At 68.0% G+C, this 15,282-nt stretch carries 15 protein-coding genes and 1 pseudogene; all 16 read right to left on the bottom strand.

What is annotated here, in order from left to right:
• Window positions 1-2 precede the first annotated feature (2 nt).
• Entirely contained in the window at window positions 3-785 is a 783-nt protein-coding gene (locus tag C6P64_RS08900; RefSeq protein ID WP_105748196.1) for an enoyl-CoA hydratase, read from the bottom strand.
• Between the two features lie 104 nt (window positions 786-889).
• Window positions 890-1,993: a 2Fe-2S iron-sulfur cluster-binding protein gene (locus tag C6P64_RS08895; RefSeq protein WP_105748195.1), complete on the bottom strand. Its 1,104-nt coding sequence runs from the start codon at window positions 1,991-1,993 to the stop codon at window positions 890-892.
• A gap of 20 nt (window positions 1,994-2,013) precedes the next feature.
• Window positions 2,014-2,544 (bottom strand): 1,2-phenylacetyl-CoA epoxidase subunit PaaD, encoded by a 531-nt coding sequence (gene paaD / locus C6P64_RS08890; protein ID WP_105748194.1) that lies wholly within the window; start codon window positions 2,542-2,544, stop codon window positions 2,014-2,016.
• Between the two features lie 4 nt (window positions 2,545-2,548).
• A complete protein-coding gene (gene paaC, locus C6P64_RS08885; protein ID WP_105748193.1) occupies window positions 2,549-3,331 on the bottom strand; it encodes a 1,2-phenylacetyl-CoA epoxidase subunit PaaC in 783 nt (260 codons plus the stop codon).
• A complete protein-coding gene (gene paaB, locus C6P64_RS08880; protein ID WP_105748192.1) occupies window positions 3,332-3,625 on the bottom strand; it encodes a 1,2-phenylacetyl-CoA epoxidase subunit PaaB in 294 nt (97 codons plus the stop codon).
• A complete protein-coding gene (gene paaA / locus C6P64_RS08875) occupies window positions 3,622-4,632 on the bottom strand; it encodes a 1,2-phenylacetyl-CoA epoxidase subunit PaaA (protein ID WP_105748191.1) in 1,011 nt (336 codons plus the stop codon). Before paaA ends, paaB begins: the two co-directional genes overlap by 4 nt.
• Before the next feature lie 42 nt (window positions 4,633-4,674).
• The gene (locus tag C6P64_RS08870; RefSeq protein WP_211296817.1) at window positions 4,675-5,457 is read right to left on the bottom strand and encodes an enoyl-CoA hydratase/isomerase family protein; all 783 of its coding nucleotides are present in this window, start codon (window positions 5,455-5,457) and stop codon (window positions 4,675-4,677) included.
• 24 nt (window positions 5,458-5,481) lie between these two features.
• The gene (locus C6P64_RS08865; RefSeq protein ID WP_105748189.1) at window positions 5,482-6,627 is read right to left on the bottom strand and encodes an ABC transporter substrate-binding protein; all 1,146 of its coding nucleotides are present in this window, start codon (window positions 6,625-6,627) and stop codon (window positions 5,482-5,484) included.
• 21 nt (window positions 6,628-6,648) lie between these two features.
• Window positions 6,649-7,854: a 3-oxoadipyl-CoA thiolase gene (gene pcaF, locus C6P64_RS08860; protein ID WP_105748188.1), complete on the bottom strand. Its 1,206-nt coding sequence runs from the start codon at window positions 7,852-7,854 to the stop codon at window positions 6,649-6,651.
• A 10-nt stretch (window positions 7,855-7,864) separates the two neighbouring features.
• Window positions 7,865-9,190, bottom strand: a complete 1,326-nt coding sequence (gene paaK, locus C6P64_RS08855; RefSeq protein WP_105748187.1) for a phenylacetate--CoA ligase PaaK — start codon at window positions 9,188-9,190, stop codon at window positions 7,865-7,867.
• Between the two features lie 49 nt (window positions 9,191-9,239).
• The gene (paaI, locus tag C6P64_RS08850; RefSeq protein WP_105748186.1) at window positions 9,240-9,704 is read right to left on the bottom strand and encodes a hydroxyphenylacetyl-CoA thioesterase PaaI; all 465 of its coding nucleotides are present in this window, start codon (window positions 9,702-9,704) and stop codon (window positions 9,240-9,242) included.
• Window positions 9,697-11,223 carry a 3-hydroxyacyl-CoA dehydrogenase PaaH gene (paaH, locus tag C6P64_RS08845; RefSeq protein WP_105748185.1) on the bottom strand — a complete coding sequence of 509 codons (1,527 nt, stop codon included), beginning with the start codon at window positions 11,221-11,223 and terminating at the stop codon, window positions 9,697-9,699. Before paaH ends, paaI begins: the two co-directional genes overlap by 8 nt.
• A gap of 2 nt (window positions 11,224-11,225) precedes the next feature.
• Window positions 11,226-12,026, bottom strand: a complete 801-nt coding sequence (gene paaG, locus C6P64_RS08840) for a 2-(1,2-epoxy-1,2-dihydrophenyl)acetyl-CoA isomerase PaaG (RefSeq protein WP_105748184.1) — start codon at window positions 12,024-12,026, stop codon at window positions 11,226-11,228.
• A gap of 10 nt (window positions 12,027-12,036) precedes the next feature.
• Window positions 12,037-13,704, bottom strand: coding sequence for a phenylacetic acid degradation protein PaaN (gene paaN / locus C6P64_RS08835; RefSeq protein ID WP_105748183.1), 1,668 nt, complete (start codon window positions 13,702-13,704; stop codon window positions 12,037-12,039).
• Between the two features lie 267 nt (window positions 13,705-13,971).
• Window positions 13,972-14,673, bottom strand: a complete 702-nt coding sequence (locus tag C6P64_RS18520; RefSeq protein ID WP_245911685.1) for an ABC transporter ATP-binding protein — start codon at window positions 14,671-14,673, stop codon at window positions 13,972-13,974.
• 216 nt (window positions 14,674-14,889) lie between these two features.
• Window positions 14,890-15,282 (bottom strand): annotated as a pseudogene (locus tag C6P64_RS18515) (hemerythrin domain-containing protein); the annotation flags it as partial.

Here is a 15,282-nt window from a genome sequence, read left to right as displayed (position 1 = left end):
GATCAGCGGTGCTTGAATTCGGGCTTGCGCTTCTCGACGAAGGCGGTCATGCCTTCCTTCTGGTCGGCGGTGGCGAACAGGGCGTGGAACATGCGGCGCTCGAACATCGCGCCATCGGTCAGGCTGCCTTCGAAGGCGCGGTTGACCGCCTCCTTGGCCACCATCACGCTCGGCAGCGAGTAGTTGCAGATCGTCAGCGCTGCGCCCAGTGCCTCGTCCATCAGCTTGTCCAGCGGCACCACGCGGCTGACCAGGCCGGCGCGCTCGGCTTCCTGCGCATCCATCATGCGGCCGGTCAGCACCAGATCCATCGCCTTGGACTTGCCGATGGCGCGCGGCAGGCGCTGGGTGCCGCCGGCGCCCGGAATGATGGCCAGCTTGATTTCGGGCTGGCCGAACTTGGCGTTGTCGGCCGCGATGATGAAGTCGCACAGCATCGCCAGCTCGCAGCCGCCGCCGAGCGCGAAGCCGCTGACCGCGGCGATCACGGGCTTCCTGATCGAGCGGATCAGGTCCCAGTTGTGCGTGATGTATTCGCTCTTGTAGACATCGGAGAAGGTGTAGCTGGCCATGGCACCGATGTCGGCGCCAGCGGCGAAGGCCTTCTCGCTGCCGGTGACGATCATGCAGCCGATCTCGTCGTCGGCATCGAAGGCCTTGAGGGCGGCGACCAGTTCGTCGATCAGCTGGTCGTTGAGCGCATTGAGCTGCTTGGGACGATTGAGCGTGAGGATGCCGACGCGGCCTTCGGTACGGATCTGGATGAATTCGGGAGTCGATGTCATGGAGAAGGTCCTGATGTGAAAAAACCGCCTCACTATAGCCAGACCCAGGGGCCGGACCAGCGACAGCGGTCAAAAAATGACGGGCGCGCGAGCGCCCGGGTAGCTCAACGGTGGTCGAAGCTCAGCACCAGCTTCATCGTATCGGCGGCGGCGCGGGCCTGGCAGCTCAGCACATAGCCCTGCGCGACCTCGTCGGCCTCGAGCGTGTAGTTCTTGTCCATGGTGGCGCTGCCCTCGACCACCTTGCAGCGGCAGGTGCAGCAGACGCCGGCCTTGCAGGAGAACGGCAGGTCCAGGCCGGCGCCCAGCGCGGCATCGAGCAGGTGCTCGTCGCGGCTGACCGGGATCTCGAATTCCTTGCCATCGACCACCACGGTCATCTGCACCTCCTTGGCGGCAGCGGCCTTGGCTGTGGCGGCATCGGTGTCGGCCTGCACCTTGGCCGCCTGGGCCGCCGAGCTGGCGAAGCGCTCGCTGTGGACCCGGCTCTCGGGCACGCCGGCCTCGACCAGCGCCTGGGTGGTGGCCTCGATCATGGCCTCGGGGCCGCAGATGAAGACCTCGTCCATGCTCTTGACCGGCAACAGCGCGTCAATGATGGCGCGCACCTTGGGGCCGTCGATGCGGCCTTGCAACAGATCGACTTCCTGCGCCTGGCGCGACAGGATGTGGATCATGGTGAAGCGGCCGGCAAAGCGGTCCTTCAGGTCCTGCAGCGCCTCGTTGAACATCACGCTGGACATGCGGCGGTTGCCGTAGACCAGGGTGAACTTGGACTCGGGCTGCTCCTCCAGCGTGGTGGCGGCGATCGACAGGATGGGGGTGATGCCGGAGCCGGCGGCAAAGCCGACGCGGTGGATGGCGCGCGCCTTCTTGACCGTGAAGCGGCCCTCCGGCGGCAGCACGCTGATGCGGTCACCGGCCTTGACGGCGGTCGCCGCCCAGTTGGAGAACAGGCCGCCCTCGACCGGACGGATGCCGACCTCGAGCTCGCCGCTCTTGAGCAGACGGCTGCGCGGGCTGCTGATCGAGTAGTTGCGGCGCAGGTCCTGGCCGTCGACCGTCGCGCGCAGGGTCAGGAACTGGCCGGGCTCGAAGTGGAAGTCATCCCTGGCAGCGGCCGGAATGTCGAAGGTGATGGCCACCGAGCCAGCCGCTTCCGGACTGACTTGCTTGACCATGAGCTCTTGAAAACGGGGGGCAGACATGCGGGTGTCTCCGGTAAAACTTAATACGGCTTGAAGTAGTCGAACGGCTCTTGGCAGTCCAGACACTTGTAGAGCGCCTTGCAGGCGGTGGAGCCGAAATGCGAGGACTCCACCGTGTGGCTGGAGCCGCAATGCGGACAGGGCACGACCTCGGGCCGGGCGGCCTGGCGCACGAAGCGCAGCGGGCTCTCGCCGGCCGGCGCCTGGCTGGCGCAGCGATGCTGCGGCGGGGCGATGCCGTAGACACGCAGCTTCTCGCGCGCCACGTCGCTCATCCAGTCGGTGGTCCAGGCCGGGGCCAGCTGCGTGATCACCCGGCCCTGCAGGCCGGCGGCCTGCAGCGTGGCGCGCACGTCATCCTCGATCTGGCCCATGGCCGGGCAGCCGCTGTAGGTCGGCGTGATCACCACCTCCAGGCCGTCGGCGCCCTGGCGCACGTCGCGCAGGATGCCGAGCTCACGCAGCGAGACGACCGGAATCTCCGGATCGGCCAGCGCCTCCAGCGCGGCCCAGGCCGCCTGCACGGCATCGCTTGGAATGACGGCGTTCATGGGCTTACCAGCTGGCGTTGGGATGGGCGCGGGCCAGGCCCTGCATCTCGGACAGCAGGAAGCCGAGGTGCTCGGAATGCAGGCCGTTCTTGCCCTGGGTCACGTAGCCGCCGACGGCCGGGCGCACCAGGGTGGCTTCCTGCAGCGCGTCGTCGACCAGTGCATCCCAGTCGGACTTGAGCGCGGCGACATCGACCCCGACGCCAGTGGCGACCGCGGCGGCCTCCATGCTGCTGCCAGTCCAGAATTCCTGGGTGTAGGGCATCAGGTGGTCGAGCGCGGCCTGCACGCGGGCGTGCGACTCGTCCGTGCCGTCGCCCAGGCGCACCAGCCAGTCGCGCGAGTGGCGCAGGTGGTAGCGCACTTCCTTCAGCGACTTGGCGGCGATGGCGGCCAGCTGCTCGTCCTTGGACTGCTGCAGCCGCTCCCAGACCAGCACCATCAGCGCGCTGTAGAGGAAGTTGCGCACGATGGTGGTGCCGTAGTCGAGGTCGCTCTTGGCATAGCCGACCAGCGCGCTGTGGTGCGGCAGCTCCAGCAGGGTGTAGTTGCGGAACTCCGGCACGTCGCGGAAATAGGCCAGACGGTCCTCGGTGGCGTCGCCGCCGAGTTCGGTCGCTGCCTGCTGGTACAGCAGGCGCGCCTGGCCGATCAGGTCCAGGCTGACGTTGGCCAGCGCGATGTCTTCCTCGATCGCGGGGCCATGGCCGCACCATTCGGCGTTGCGCTGGCCCAGCACCACGGCGTTGTCGGCCAGGTGCAGCAGGTAGTTGGCGGTCGCGCTCATTTACATGTGCCCCACTTCTTCCGGGATCTCGTAGAAGGTCGGATGACGGTAGATCTTGTCGGCCGCCGGGTCGAACAGCTCGCCCTTGTCATCCGGGTTGCTGGCGGTGATCTGCGCCGAGGGCAGCACCCAGATGCTCACGCCTTCCTGGCGCCGGGTGTAGACGTCGCGCGCCATCTCGAGCGCATGCTGCGCGTCGGACGCGTGCAGGCTGCCGCAGTGCTTGTGCTCAAGACCCTGCTTGCTGCGAACAAAAACTTCCCACAGGGGCCATTCCTTCAGTGCTGCGCTCATGCTGCCTCCTTCATTGCACGTTGTTGCTGTTTGCGGGCATGGGCCAGCGCGGCTTCGCGCACCCATTGGCCATCGTTGTGCGCTTTCACGCGGGTCGACAGGCGTTCCTTGTTGCAGGGGCCGTTGCCGTTGACGGTCTGCCAGAACTCGTCCCAGTCGATCTGTCCGTAGTCGTAGTGGCCGCGCTCCTCGTTCCACTTCAGGTCCGGGTCGGGCAGGGTCACGCCCAGCACCTTGGCCTGCGGCACGGTCGCGTCGATGAACTTCTGGCGCAGGTCGTCGTTGCTGATGCGCTTGATGCCCCAGCGCATGCCCTGCACGCTGTTGGGGCTGTCGGCGTCGGGCGGTCCGAACATGGCCAGGCATTTCCACCAGTAGCGGTTGACGGCATCCTGCACCATCGCGCGCTGCTCGTCGGTGCCCTTCATCATCACCAGCAGCGCCTCGTAGCCCTGGCGCTGGTGGAAGGACTCCTCCTTGCAGACGCGCACCATGGCGCGGGCATAGGGGCCGTAGGAGCAGCGGCACAGCGGCACCTGGTTCATGATGGCGGCGCCATCGACCAGCCAGCCGATCACGCCGACATCGGCCCAGTTCAGCGTCGGATAGTTGAAGATCGAGCTGTACTTGGCCTTGCCCGAGTGCAGCGCGTCGAGCATCTGGTCACGGCTGGTGCCCAGGGTCTCGGCGGCGGAGTACAGGTAGAGGCCGTGGCCGCCCTCGTCCTGCACCTTGGCGATCAGGATCGCCTTGCGCTTCAGGCTCGGGGCGCGGCTGATCCAGTTGCCCTCGGGCAGCATGCCGACGATCTCGGAATGCGCGTGCTGGCTGATCTGGCGCACCAGTGTCTTGCGGTAGGCCTCGGGCATCCAGTCCTGCGGCTCGATGCGGCCGTCGGCGTCGATGCGGGCGTCGAACCTGGCCATCAGCTCGGCCGGCTCAGTCGAGGCCACCGGCTTGAGCGCCTTGCCCGGTTCGTCCGATACGCTGAAGGATTGCGTGTACATGGGGATTACTCCTTGGGGTTGAAGCTTTGCGGGCCAGGCCTGTCAGAGCAGCCAGCTCGGGGTTCGCTTGTCGAGAAAAGCGGCGATGCCATCGCGCGCTTCGTCGGTCGCCCGCTGGCGGGCGATACGCTGAGCGGTTTCCTCGCTCACGTCGTCGTCGATCGGGCGAGCATGGATCGCCGCGATCAGATCCTTGGCCGCCTGCTGCGCCTGCGGCGCGCCGGCGATCAGCGGCTCGATCAGGCGCTCCAGCGTCGCGTCGAGGTCGTCGCGCTCGCAGACCTCGTTGACCAGGCCGATCTCGTAGGCGCGCCGGGCACTGAAGCGCTCGCCGCTCTGGAAGTAGCGCAGCGCCTGGCGCGGCCCGATGGCGCGCAGCACATAGGGGCTGATCACCGCCGGGATGATGCCGAACTTGACCTCGGAGGTCGCGAACAGCGCATCGCTGCTGGCCACCGCCATGTCGCAGGCCGCGGCCAGGCCGGTGCCGCCGCCGAGCGCTGCGCCCTGGATGCGCGCAATGGTCGGCTTGGACAGGCCGGACAGGGCACGCAGCATGCCGGCAAAGCGGCGCGCGTCGGCGCGGTTCTCTTCCTCGCTGAAGGCCGAGGCACGCTTCATCCAGTTCAGGTCGGCGCCGGCCGAGAAATGCCTGCCCTTGCCGCCCAGCACCACCACCCGCACCGAGGCGTCGGCGTCGAGTTCGGCGCAGGCCGCGGCCAGCTCGTCGATCAGCTGCTCGTCGAAGGCATTGAACACCTCGGGCCGGTCCATCCAGACGGTGGCGACGCGGCCGCGGCGCTCGATACTCAGGGTCTTGTACATGATGCAACGATCAGAAGGACGGGCTCAGGGCAGCAGGGACCACTGGCCGCCCTTGACCTCGAGCATGCGGAAGGCCGACAGGTTCAGGCCCATGTGGTCGGTGGGAGACAGGTTGAAGCTGCCGCTGGTGGCCACATAGCCCTTGGTCGCCTCGAGGGCATCGCGCACTTTGGCCTTGTCGGTGCTGTTGGCGCGCTTCATCGCGTCGACCGTCAGCATCAGCGCGTCGTAGGCATAGCCGCCGAAGGTGGAGGCCTCCTCCTTATAGCGCAGCTTGTAGGCCTTGTCATAGGACTGGACGATGGCCTTCTGCGGGTCGTTGGCCGGCAGCTGGTCCGGGATCAGCTGGGCTGGCGAGGGCAGGCGCACGCCTTCGGCGGCCGGGCCGGCAAGCTTGAGGAACTCGTCCGAGGCCACGCCATGCGACTGGTAGAGCGGCAGGCTGATGCCGAGCTGCTTGTAGTTCTTGGTCACGATCGCCGGACCCTGGCCGAGGCCGAACACGAACACGGCCTGCACGCCGGCGCTGTTCTTGATCTTGGTCAGCTGCGGGCTCATGTCGGTGTCCTTGGGACCGTAGGTCTCGTTGGCCACCAGCGTGATGCCGTACTTGGCGGCAACCGCCTCGGTCTCCTTCTTGCCCGACTGGCCGAAGCCCGAGGTCTCGGACAGCAGCGCCACCTTGCTCAGGCCACGCTTCTTCATGTCCTCGAACACCTTCTCGGCGGCCATGCGGTCGGTGTGCGGCGTCTTGAACACCCATTTCTTGACCGGCTCGATCACCACCACGGCGCCGGCAAGCGAGATGAAGGGCACTTCGGCCTTGGTGACCAGCGGCACCATCGACATGGTGGCACCGGTCGTCGTGCCGCCGATCACGACATCGACCTTGTCGTCGTCGAGCAGGCGCTTGGTGAAGCCGTTGGCCTTGTTGGCGTCGCTGCCATCGTCGTAGTGCACCAGCTCGAGCTGGCGGCCGAGCACGCCGCCCTTCTTGTTCAGGTCCTCGACATACATCTGCAGCGTCTTGAGCTCGGGGTCGCCGAGGAAGGCGGCCGGTCCGGTCACCGACAGCACCGAGCCGATCTTGATCGGGTCGGCCGCGAAGGCAGCGATCGCGCCGAGGGTCAGGGCGGCGCCCAGGGCAATTTTCTTGATGGCGAATTTCATGGTTTTGTCTCCGTTGTCAACTCAAACACGCTCGATGACCAGCGCGATGCCCTGCCCCACCCCGATGCACATGGTGCACAGCGCATAGCGGCCATTGCGGCGACGCAATTCGTAGGCGGCGGTGGTGACCAGGCGCGCGCCGCTCATGCCCAGCGGATGGCCCATCGCGATCGCGCCGCCATTGGGGTTGACGCGTGCCTCGTCGTCGGCCAGGCCGAGGTCGCGCGTCACGGCCAGCGCCTGCGCGGCGAAGGCCTCGTTGAGCTCGATCAGGTCCATCTGGTCCAGCGTCAGGCCGGTCTTGGCCAGCACCTTGCGCACCGCGGGTGCCGGGCCGAAGCCCATGATGCGCGGGGCCAGGCCGGCGCTGGCCATGCTGACCACGCGCGCCAGCGGCTGCAAGCCATGGCGGCTGGCGGCCGACTCGGAAGCCAGCAGCAGCGCGCAGGCGCCGTCGTTGACGCCCGAGGCGTTGCCTGCCGTCACGCTGAGCTCGGGGCCATTGACACCCTTGAGCTTGGCCAGCATCTCGAGCGTCGTCTCGGGGCGCGGATGTTCGTCGGTATCGAAGACGATGGCGTCGCCCTTCTTGCGCGGGATCGTCACGCTGACCAGCTCGTCGGCAAAGCGGCCGGCGGCATGGGCGGCGGCCCAGCGCTGCTGCGAGCGCAGCGCGAAGGCGTCCTGGTCGGCGCGGGCGATGCCGAAATCGGCCGCCACGTTGTCGGCCGTCTGCGGCATCGAGTGCGTCTCGTAGAGCTTCTTCATCAGCGGGTTGATGAAGCGCCAGCCGATGGTGGTGTCGTAGACCGCGTTGCTGCGGCTGAAGACGGATTCGGCCTTCGGCATCACGAAGGGCGCCCGGCTCATGCTCTCGACGCCGCCGGCGATCATCAGCTCGGCATCGCCGGCCTTGATCGAGCGCGCCGCCAGGCCGACGGCATCCATGCCGGAGCCGCACAGGCGGTTGACCGTGGTGCCGGGCACCTCGACCGGCAGGCCGGCGAGCAGGCCGGACATGCGCGCCACGTTGCGGTTGTCCTCGCCGGCCTGGTTGGCACAGCCATAGATGATGTCCTCGACCGCGGCCCAGTCGAGTTGCGGGTGGCGCTGCATCAGCGCCTTGAGCGGAACGGCGCCGAGGTCGTCGGCGCGCACCGCCGCCAGCGTGCCGCCGTAGCGGCCGATCGGGGTGCGGATCGCGTCACAAATGAAAGCCTGTGTCATGGCCTGTTCCTCAGAGTTGCTTCGGACGCTCGTCGAACACGCGCCTGGCCTTGCCGGTCAGGGTGCGCGGCAGGGCATCGGCATCCATCACGCTGACCTGGGTCGAGATGCCGACGATGGTCTTGATGTGGTGCTGCAGCTCCTTGGCGATCTGCTGGATCTCGGCTGCGCCGAGCTTGCCCGACAGCGCACGCTGCAGCTCGCAGCGGATCTCGACCTGGTCGAGGTGGCCGTCGCGCGCCAGGTGGATCTGGTAGTTGCCCGACAGGCGCGGGTCACGCAGGATCTGCTCCTCGACCTGGGTCGGGAACACGTTGACGCCGCGCACGATCAGCATGTCGTCCGAGCGGCCGGTGATCTTGCCGATGCGGCGGAAGGAACGCGCGGTCGGCGGCAGCAGGCTGGTCAGGTCGCGCGTGCGGTAGCGGATGACCGGGAAGGCTTCCTTGGTCAGCGAGGTGAACACCAGCTCGCCCTGCTCGCCGTCGGGCAGCACCTCGCCGGTCTCGGGGTCGATGATCTCGGGGTAGAAATGGTCTTCCCAGATCACCGGGCCGTCCTTGGTCTCGATGCATTCGCAGGCCACGCCCGGGCCCATCACCTCGGTCAGGCCGTAGATGTCGATCGCGTCGATGCCGAGTTTCCTCTCGATCTCGGCGCGCATGCCCTCGCCCCAGGGCTCGGCACCGAAGACGCCGACCTTGAGCGAGATGTCCTCGGGCGCGATGCCCTGGCGCTCGAACTCCTCGGCGATCACCAGCGAATACGACGGCGTGACCATGATGCCCTCGGGCCTGAAGTCCATGATCTGCTGGACCTGCTTCTCGGTCTGGCCGCCCGACATCGGGACCACGGTGCAGCCCAGGCGTTCGATGCCGTAGTGGGCGCCGAGGCCGCCGGTGAACATGCCGTAGCCGTAGGAGTTCTGCACCATGTCACCGGCGCGCAGGCCGGCCGCGCGCAGCGAGCGCGCGACCAGGTCGGCCCAGTTCGAGAGGTCCTGCTGGGTGTAGCCAACCACGACCGGCTTGCCGGTGGTGCCGCTCGAGGCGTGCAGGCGGGCCACCTTGTTGCGCGGCACCGCGAACAGGCCGAAGGGGTAGTGGTCACGCAGGTCCAGCTTCGTCATGAAGGGGAACCTGGACAGGTCGGCCAGCGTCTTGAGGTCGTCCGGATGCACACCCTTGGCGATGCATTTCTCGCGGTAGGGCGCGACGTTGTCATAGGTGTGGCGCAGCGACCACTTCAGGCGCTCGAGCTGCAGCGCGGAGATCTCGTCGCGGCTGGCGGTTTCGATCGGATCGAGTTCGCCGGGCAGGGGTTTCTTGACGGTCATGGATGTGTCCTTTATCGTTTTTCTGGATGGGTGGGCTGCGGGCTGCCGTTCAGCCTTGTGGCGCGAAACTGGCCGTCACCTCGCCCTTGATGCGGGCGCTCTTGCCGCGGAACAGCGCAATCGACTTGCCGCCGACGACGCTGACCGTGACGTCATAGACGCCGCTGCGGCCGCCGGCCGAGCGCTCGACCGCCACTGCCTCGAGCAGATCGCCCTCGCGGCCCGGGGCCAGGAAGTCGATGTGGCAGGCCGATGCCACGGTGTTCAGGTTGTAGCTGTTGCAGGCGTAGGCAAACGCGGTGTCGGCCAGCGTGAAGATCAGGCCGCCGTGGCAGATATGGTGGCCGTTGACCATGTCGGGGCGCACGCGCATGCGCAGCTTGGCCTGGCCGGGCGCGACCTCGACCCGCTCCATGGCCATCGCGTGGGCGACGGCATCGCGCGACCACATCGCGTCGGCGGCGGCATCGGCGAGCGCCTGGGCCTGTGCGGGCGTCAGTGCGGCTTCAGTCATGGAGCGATCCCCCGGCAAAGACGGCCTGCTGGATCAGCGGCGAGACGCGGTAGCGGTCCTCGCCGTAGAAGGCGGCCAGGTGGGCCAGCACGGTGCGGATCTGCCCCGCCCCGACCGCGTCGGCCCAGGCCAGCGGCCCGCGCGGGTAGTTGACGCCCAGGCGCATCGCGGCGTCGGCCGCTGCAGCGTCGCAGACGCCCTGGTTGACCGCATCGGCGGCCTCGTTGGCCAGCATGGCGACGGTGCGCATCACCGGCAGGCCCGGCACGTCGCGCAGCACCGACAGCGCAAAGCCCGCCGCCTGCAGCAGGCCGATGGCGGCCTGGCTGGCAGCGGCATCGGCCTGGCGTGCCACCGCCAGCGCCAGCCGGCTGGCCTTGGCGTAGTCGAGCGCGAGGTCGACCAGCAGCAGATTCGCGATCCCGGTCTCGGCAGCGCGCTGGGTGGCGCTGCGGCCATCGGTCTGGAACAGCACGGCGCCATTCGCCTCGGCCACGCGGCCGTCGGTCGAAGCCGCGCGGGTGAACGCCACCCCTGCGGCCTGCAGGCGATCCGCCAGCGCCAGCGCCAGCGGACTGGCGCCGCAAATGGCGATCGCGGCCGGAACAGCGGCTGCCGCTTCGGTGCGCGGCTGTGGACGCTCGGCGCCCGCGCGGTAGTCGTAGAAGCCGCGTCCGCTCTTGCGGCCGATGAAGCCGGCCTCGACCAGCTCCTGCTGCACCAGCGAAGGCTGGAAGCGCGGATCGTTGTAGAAGGCATTCCAGACCGACTTGGTGACGGCGAAGTTGACGTCATGGCCGATCATGTCCATCAGCTCGAACGGCCCCATGCGGAAAGCGCCGGCCTCGCGCATCACGGCATCCAGCGTCGCGCAGTCGGCAGCGCCTTCCTGCAGCAGGCGCAGGCCCTCGGCATAGTAGGGACGCGCGACGCGGTTGACGATGAAGCCGGGCGTGGACTTGGCGTACACCGGGGTCTTGCCCCAGGCGGCGGCGGTATCGAACAAAACTTCGGCCAATTGGCGGTCGGTCGCCAGGCCCGAGACGATCTCGACCAGCGCCATCAGCGGCGCCGGGTTGAAGAAATGCAGGCCGACCAGGCGTTCCGGGCGCTGCAGGCCGGCCGCGATCGAGGTCACCGAGATCGACGAGGTATTGGTCGCCAGGATGCAGTCGGCGCCGCAGATAGCCTCGAGCTCGCGGAACAGGCCGCGCTTGACCTCGAGGTTCTCGACGATGGCCTCGACCACCAGGCCGCAGCCGGCCAGCTCGGCACTCGTTGCGACCGCGCACAGGCGCACAGAAGCAGCCTGCGCCGCCTCGGGCGTCAGCTTGCCCTTGTCGGCCAGCTTGGCCAACTGGGCGCGGATGCCGGCGACCGCCTGCGCGGCCGCACCGGGGCGGTTGTCGAGCAGCCGGACCGGATGACCGGCGACGGCCGCGACCTGCGCGATGCCGGCGCCCATGGCGCCGGCGCCAACCACGGCCACCGGGGTCGAAAGCGACAATGCCTGGCTCATGCTCAGACTCCGGTGAAGCGCGGCGCGCGCTTTTGCAGGAAGGCGCTCACGCCCTCGATGTAGTCGGCACTGCGGCCGAGCTCGCGCATGAAGCCACCTTCCATCTCGAGCTGCTGCTCGAGGCTGTGCGTCGGCGCGGCCTGCATCAGCTGGCGGGTGCGCACCAGCGCCTTGGTCGGCAGCGCGGCCAGCTTGGCAGCCAAGGCATTGACTTCCGCGCCAAAGCTCGCGTCCTCGTGCACGGCCCAGATCAGCCCCCAGGCGGCGGCCTGCTCGGCCGGCAGCTTGTCGGCCAGCAGCGCCAGTCCCATCGCGCGCGCCATGCCGACGCGCTGCGGCAGCAGCCAGCTGCTGCCGGTATCCGGGATCAGGCCGATCTTGCTGAAGGCCTGCAGGAAGGACGCCGATTTCGTCGCCACCACCAGGTCGCAAGCCAGCGCGACGCTGGCACCGGCGCCAGCCGCGATGCCATTGATCGCCGCGACGGTCGGCACGCGCAAGTTCTTCAGGCGCATGACCAGCGGCTTGTAATGCTGCTCGACCAGGTCGCCGAGGTCGGGCGGCATCTGGCCGGGCTCGAAGCGCACGCCCTCGTCGGCCAGGTCCTGGCCGGCGCAGAAGGCACGGCCGGCGCCGCTCAGCACCAGCACCCGCACCGCCGGGTTGGCCTGGATCGCGTCGAGCGCATCGCGCAGCTCGGCGTGCATCGCCGCCGTGAAGCTGTTCATCTTGTCGGGACGGTTCAGCGTGATGCGCGCCACGCCGGCGTCGTCCAGCTCGAACCGGATGTTCTGGTAGCTCATGGCCTCAGGCTCAGACATGGTAGCGACGCTGCACGACGCGGAAGCGGTTGGCGACGAAGGCCGAGTCGGCGTAGGACGCGTTGGCCGCCGGGTTGCCGCCGGTGCCATGGTAGTCCGAGAAGGCCGACGACTGGTTGACGAACACGCCGCCGGTCAGGTTGATGGAGAGCGCCACCTTGCCACGCCAGGTCGCTTCGGTCATGGCATCGATCACGTCCTGACGGGTCGAGTACAGGCCGACGGTCAGCGCGCCATGGGTGTTGACGATGCGCTCGGACAGCGCGATCGCGGCTGCCGTGTCGGCGGCCTTGACGACGAAGCTGATCGGGCCGAAGCGCTCTTCCATGTAGGCAGCCTCGTCGGCGGCATCGACCGCCAGCAGCACCGGGGTGCGCACGTCGGCGCCGGGGAACTCGGGGTTGGCCAGTTTCTTCGACGCCAGCACGACCCGGCCCAGGCTGCCGCTGTTGGCCAGCTCGACGCGCTCGGCGGTGGCGCTGGACTGCATCGCGCCCAGCACGGCGCAAGCAACCTCGGTCTTGCCGAGGAAGCGCTCGATCGCGGCGGCCAGGTCGGCGCAGAACTCGTCATAGCTCTTGTGCCCCTGGTCGGTCTCGATGCCGCCGGCCGGCACGATGATGGCCTGGCTGGTGGTGCACATCTGGCCCGAGTAGAGCGAGAGCGTGAAGGCCAGGTTGCCCAGCATCGCCTTGTAGGCGTCGGTCGAATCGACCACGATGTTGTTGACGCCAGCCAGCTCGGCATAGACCTGGGCCTGCTTGGCATGGTCGATCAGCCACTGGCCGAACACGTTGCTGCCGGTGAAGTCGACCGACTTGACGCCGGCATGGGTGGCCAGCGCCTGGGTCACGCTGCGGCTCTCGGCGACGCACAGGGTCACCAGATTCGGGTCGATGCCGTTCTCGGCCAGCACGGCGCGGATGGTGCGCACGGTGATCGCCGCCGGCAGGATGGCGTTGCTGTGCGGCTTGACGATGACGGCGTTGCCGGTCGACAAAGCCGCAAACAGGCCCGGATAGGTGTTCCAGGTCGGGAAGGTGCCACAGCCGACCACCAGGCCGACGCCGCGGCCGACGATCTCGTAATGCTTCTTCATCACCAGCGCCGGGTTCTTGCCCTGGGGCTTTTCCCACTGCGACTCGGCCGGCACGAAGCTCTGCTCGCGCCAGGCGTAGGCGACCGACTCCAGGCCGCGGTCCAGCGCATGGGCGGCGCCGGCCTGGAAAGCCATCATCCAGCCCTGGCCGGTGGTCATCATGACCGCGTGGCCCATCTCGAAGCTCTGCTTGTAGAGACGGTCCAGGATCTCGAGGCAGATGCCGGTGCGGCCCGGTGCACCGATGGCCTGCCAGCCCTTCATCGCAGCCAGGCCGGCGGCGACCAGCGCCTCGTGGTCGCAGACCGGATAGCGCACCTCGAGCGCGACACCGTAGGGAGAGGACTCCTTGCCGCCCCAGCCGCTTTGACCCGGCTGGTCGAGCTCGAAGTTCCGGCCCAGATGGGCCTCGAACGCGGCCTTGCCGTCAGCGGCAGCGGTCTCGCCATAGACCTTGGGGCTGGGCATCTCGCTGTAGGGCGACCAGTAGCCACGGGTGGCGATGGCATTGAGGGCGCCATCGAGCGTGGCACGGTGCTTGTCGAACAGAGGATGTGACATCGATCGCTTCCAAAAAAACAGGCGTAGAGGACTCGGAATGGCGGCCATGACCTTCGACCCGCGCCGCCTAAACATTACAAAAAAACAAATTTAATAAGCAAAATGTATCACGTTAGGAGAAAAAAAAGATCCGGGTTTTCCCGCGATCTTTTTGTTGCCGCGCCGTCAGCGGCAGGGCGGCCGACGCCAGCGGCTGGCAAGCCCGGACGCCGATCACGCGGCGTCCGAGGCCGGCCTGAGCGCATGCGCCAGCCCAGCCTTCGACAACTACATGCCCAGGTAAGCCGCCCTGACCTTCTCGTTGCGGATCAGCTCCTGCCCGCTGCCGGTCAGGGTGATCTCGCCGGTCTCGAGCACATAGCCGCGGTCGGCGATCGCCAGCGCCGCGAAGGCGTTCTGCTCGGCCAGGATGATGGTCATGCCCTGGCGCTTCAAGGCCTTGACGACGTTGAACACCTCCTCGACCAGCAGCGGGGCCAGGCCCATCGAGGGCTCGTCGAGCAGCAGCAGCTTGGGACGTCCCATCAGCGCGCGGCCGATCGCCAGCATCTGCTGCTGGCCGCCCGACAGGGTGCCGGCTGGCAGCTTGCACTTCTCCTTCAGGATCGGGAACATCGAATAGACCTTCTCCAGGTCCTCGGGCACCTGTTGCCTGGGCTGGGTATAGGCGCCCAGCAGCAGGTTGTCCTCGATCGAGAGCGGCCCGAACACCTGCCGGCCCTCGGGGCTCTGGCAGATGCCGCGCCGCATGCGCCGGTCCGAGCGCAGCCTGGAGATGTCCTCGCCGTCGAACCAGAGCTGGCCCGCCCCCATCGGCTGCACGCCCGAGAGGGTGCGCAGGAAGGTGGTCTTGCCCGCGCCGTTGGCCCCGACCAGCGCCACGGTCTCGCCGCGGCGCACCTCCAGGTTCAGGCCCTTGAGCGCCTTGATGCGGCCGTAGCTGCTCTCCAGGCCCGAGACCTTGAGCAGCAGGTCGCCGACCGCGGGGGCCGCCGAACGGTCGAGCGCGCCGCTGCTGTGGCCGCCCAGGCCGACTGACTCGGGCGCCAGGCTGACCACGCGGTGGTAGAGCTCGCGGAATTCGGCCCGCGCCTGCTCGCCGAACACCGGGTCCTGGTTGTCCGAGAAGCGGGCATCGATCTCGGCCCAGTCCGACTCAGCCAGGAGGCGGCGCGCCAGCGGCATCGCCTCGGTCTCCTCGGTCGTGATGTGGTTTTTTAGGCGCTTGGCGTAGTCGCGCAGCGAGGCCGCCAATGCGCCCTGCCGGCCGGTGCCGGCCTGGGCCAGCTCGGCGCGCAATTGCACCAGATGCTCGCTGGCCAGGCGGTGATCCTGCTCCAGCGCCTCGATCAGCGGCACGGCCTCGGCCGAGCGCAGCCGCATCAGGCGGAACAGGTGATCGTCCTCCTTCAGGTGGTGGGCATGGTCGGCGAACTGCTCGATGTAGTCGAATACCGAGCGGAAGAACTCCGGGTCCACGGCGCCGCCGGCGTCGAGCTCGCCGGCCACCTGCTCCAGCGTCACCGCGATGCGCCAGAAGTTCTTGTGCTCGTCGGAAATGATGCGCAATGCTTCCAT

The organism is Malikia granosa, from assembly GCF_002980595.1.
Lineage (GTDB): Bacteria > Pseudomonadota > Gammaproteobacteria > Burkholderiales > Burkholderiaceae_C > Malikia > Malikia granosa.
Note: the sequence above shows the minus strand (reverse complement) of the source record. Positions and strands in the feature narration are given on the sequence as shown.

Coding starts and splice junctions, on each gene's coding strand:
- paaA (WP_105748191.1), bottom strand. CDS start 4,632: ATGTACACGCAATCCTTCAGCGTATCGGACGAACCGGGCAAGGCGCTC.
- paaD (WP_105748194.1), bottom strand. CDS start 2,544: ATGAACGCCGTCATTCCAAGCGATGCCGTGCAGGCGGCCTGGGCCGCG.
- paaH (WP_105748185.1), bottom strand. CDS start 11,223: ATGAGCCAGGCATTGTCGCTTTCGACCCCGGTGGCCGTGGTTGGCGCC.
- C6P64_RS08870 (WP_211296817.1), bottom strand. CDS start 5,457: ATGTACAAGACCCTGAGTATCGAGCGCCGCGGCCGCGTCGCCACCGTC.
- paaI (WP_105748186.1), bottom strand. CDS start 9,704: ATGACTGAAGCCGCACTGACGCCCGCACAGGCCCAGGCGCTCGCCGAT.
- pcaF (WP_105748188.1), bottom strand. CDS start 7,854: ATGACACAGGCTTTCATTTGTGACGCGATCCGCACCCCGATCGGCCGC.
- paaB (WP_105748192.1), bottom strand. CDS start 3,625: ATGAGCGCAGCACTGAAGGAATGGCCCCTGTGGGAAGTTTTTGTTCGC.
- C6P64_RS08865 (WP_105748189.1), bottom strand. CDS start 6,627: ATGAAATTCGCCATCAAGAAAATTGCCCTGGGCGCCGCCCTGACCCTC.
- paaK (WP_105748187.1), bottom strand. CDS start 9,190: ATGACCGTCAAGAAACCCCTGCCCGGCGAACTCGATCCGATCGAAACC.
- paaG (WP_105748184.1), bottom strand. CDS start 12,026: ATGAGCTACCAGAACATCCGGTTCGAGCTGGACGACGCCGGCGTGGCG.
- C6P64_RS08895 (WP_105748195.1), bottom strand. CDS start 1,993: ATGTCTGCCCCCCGTTTTCAAGAGCTCATGGTCAAGCAAGTCAGTCCG.
- paaC (WP_105748193.1), bottom strand. CDS start 3,331: ATGAGCGCGACCGCCAACTACCTGCTGCACCTGGCCGACAACGCCGTG.
- C6P64_RS08900 (WP_105748196.1), bottom strand. CDS start 785: ATGACATCGACTCCCGAATTCATCCAGATCCGTACCGAAGGCCGCGTC.
- paaN (WP_105748183.1), bottom strand. CDS start 13,704: ATGTCACATCCTCTGTTCGACAAGCACCGTGCCACGCTCGATGGCGCC.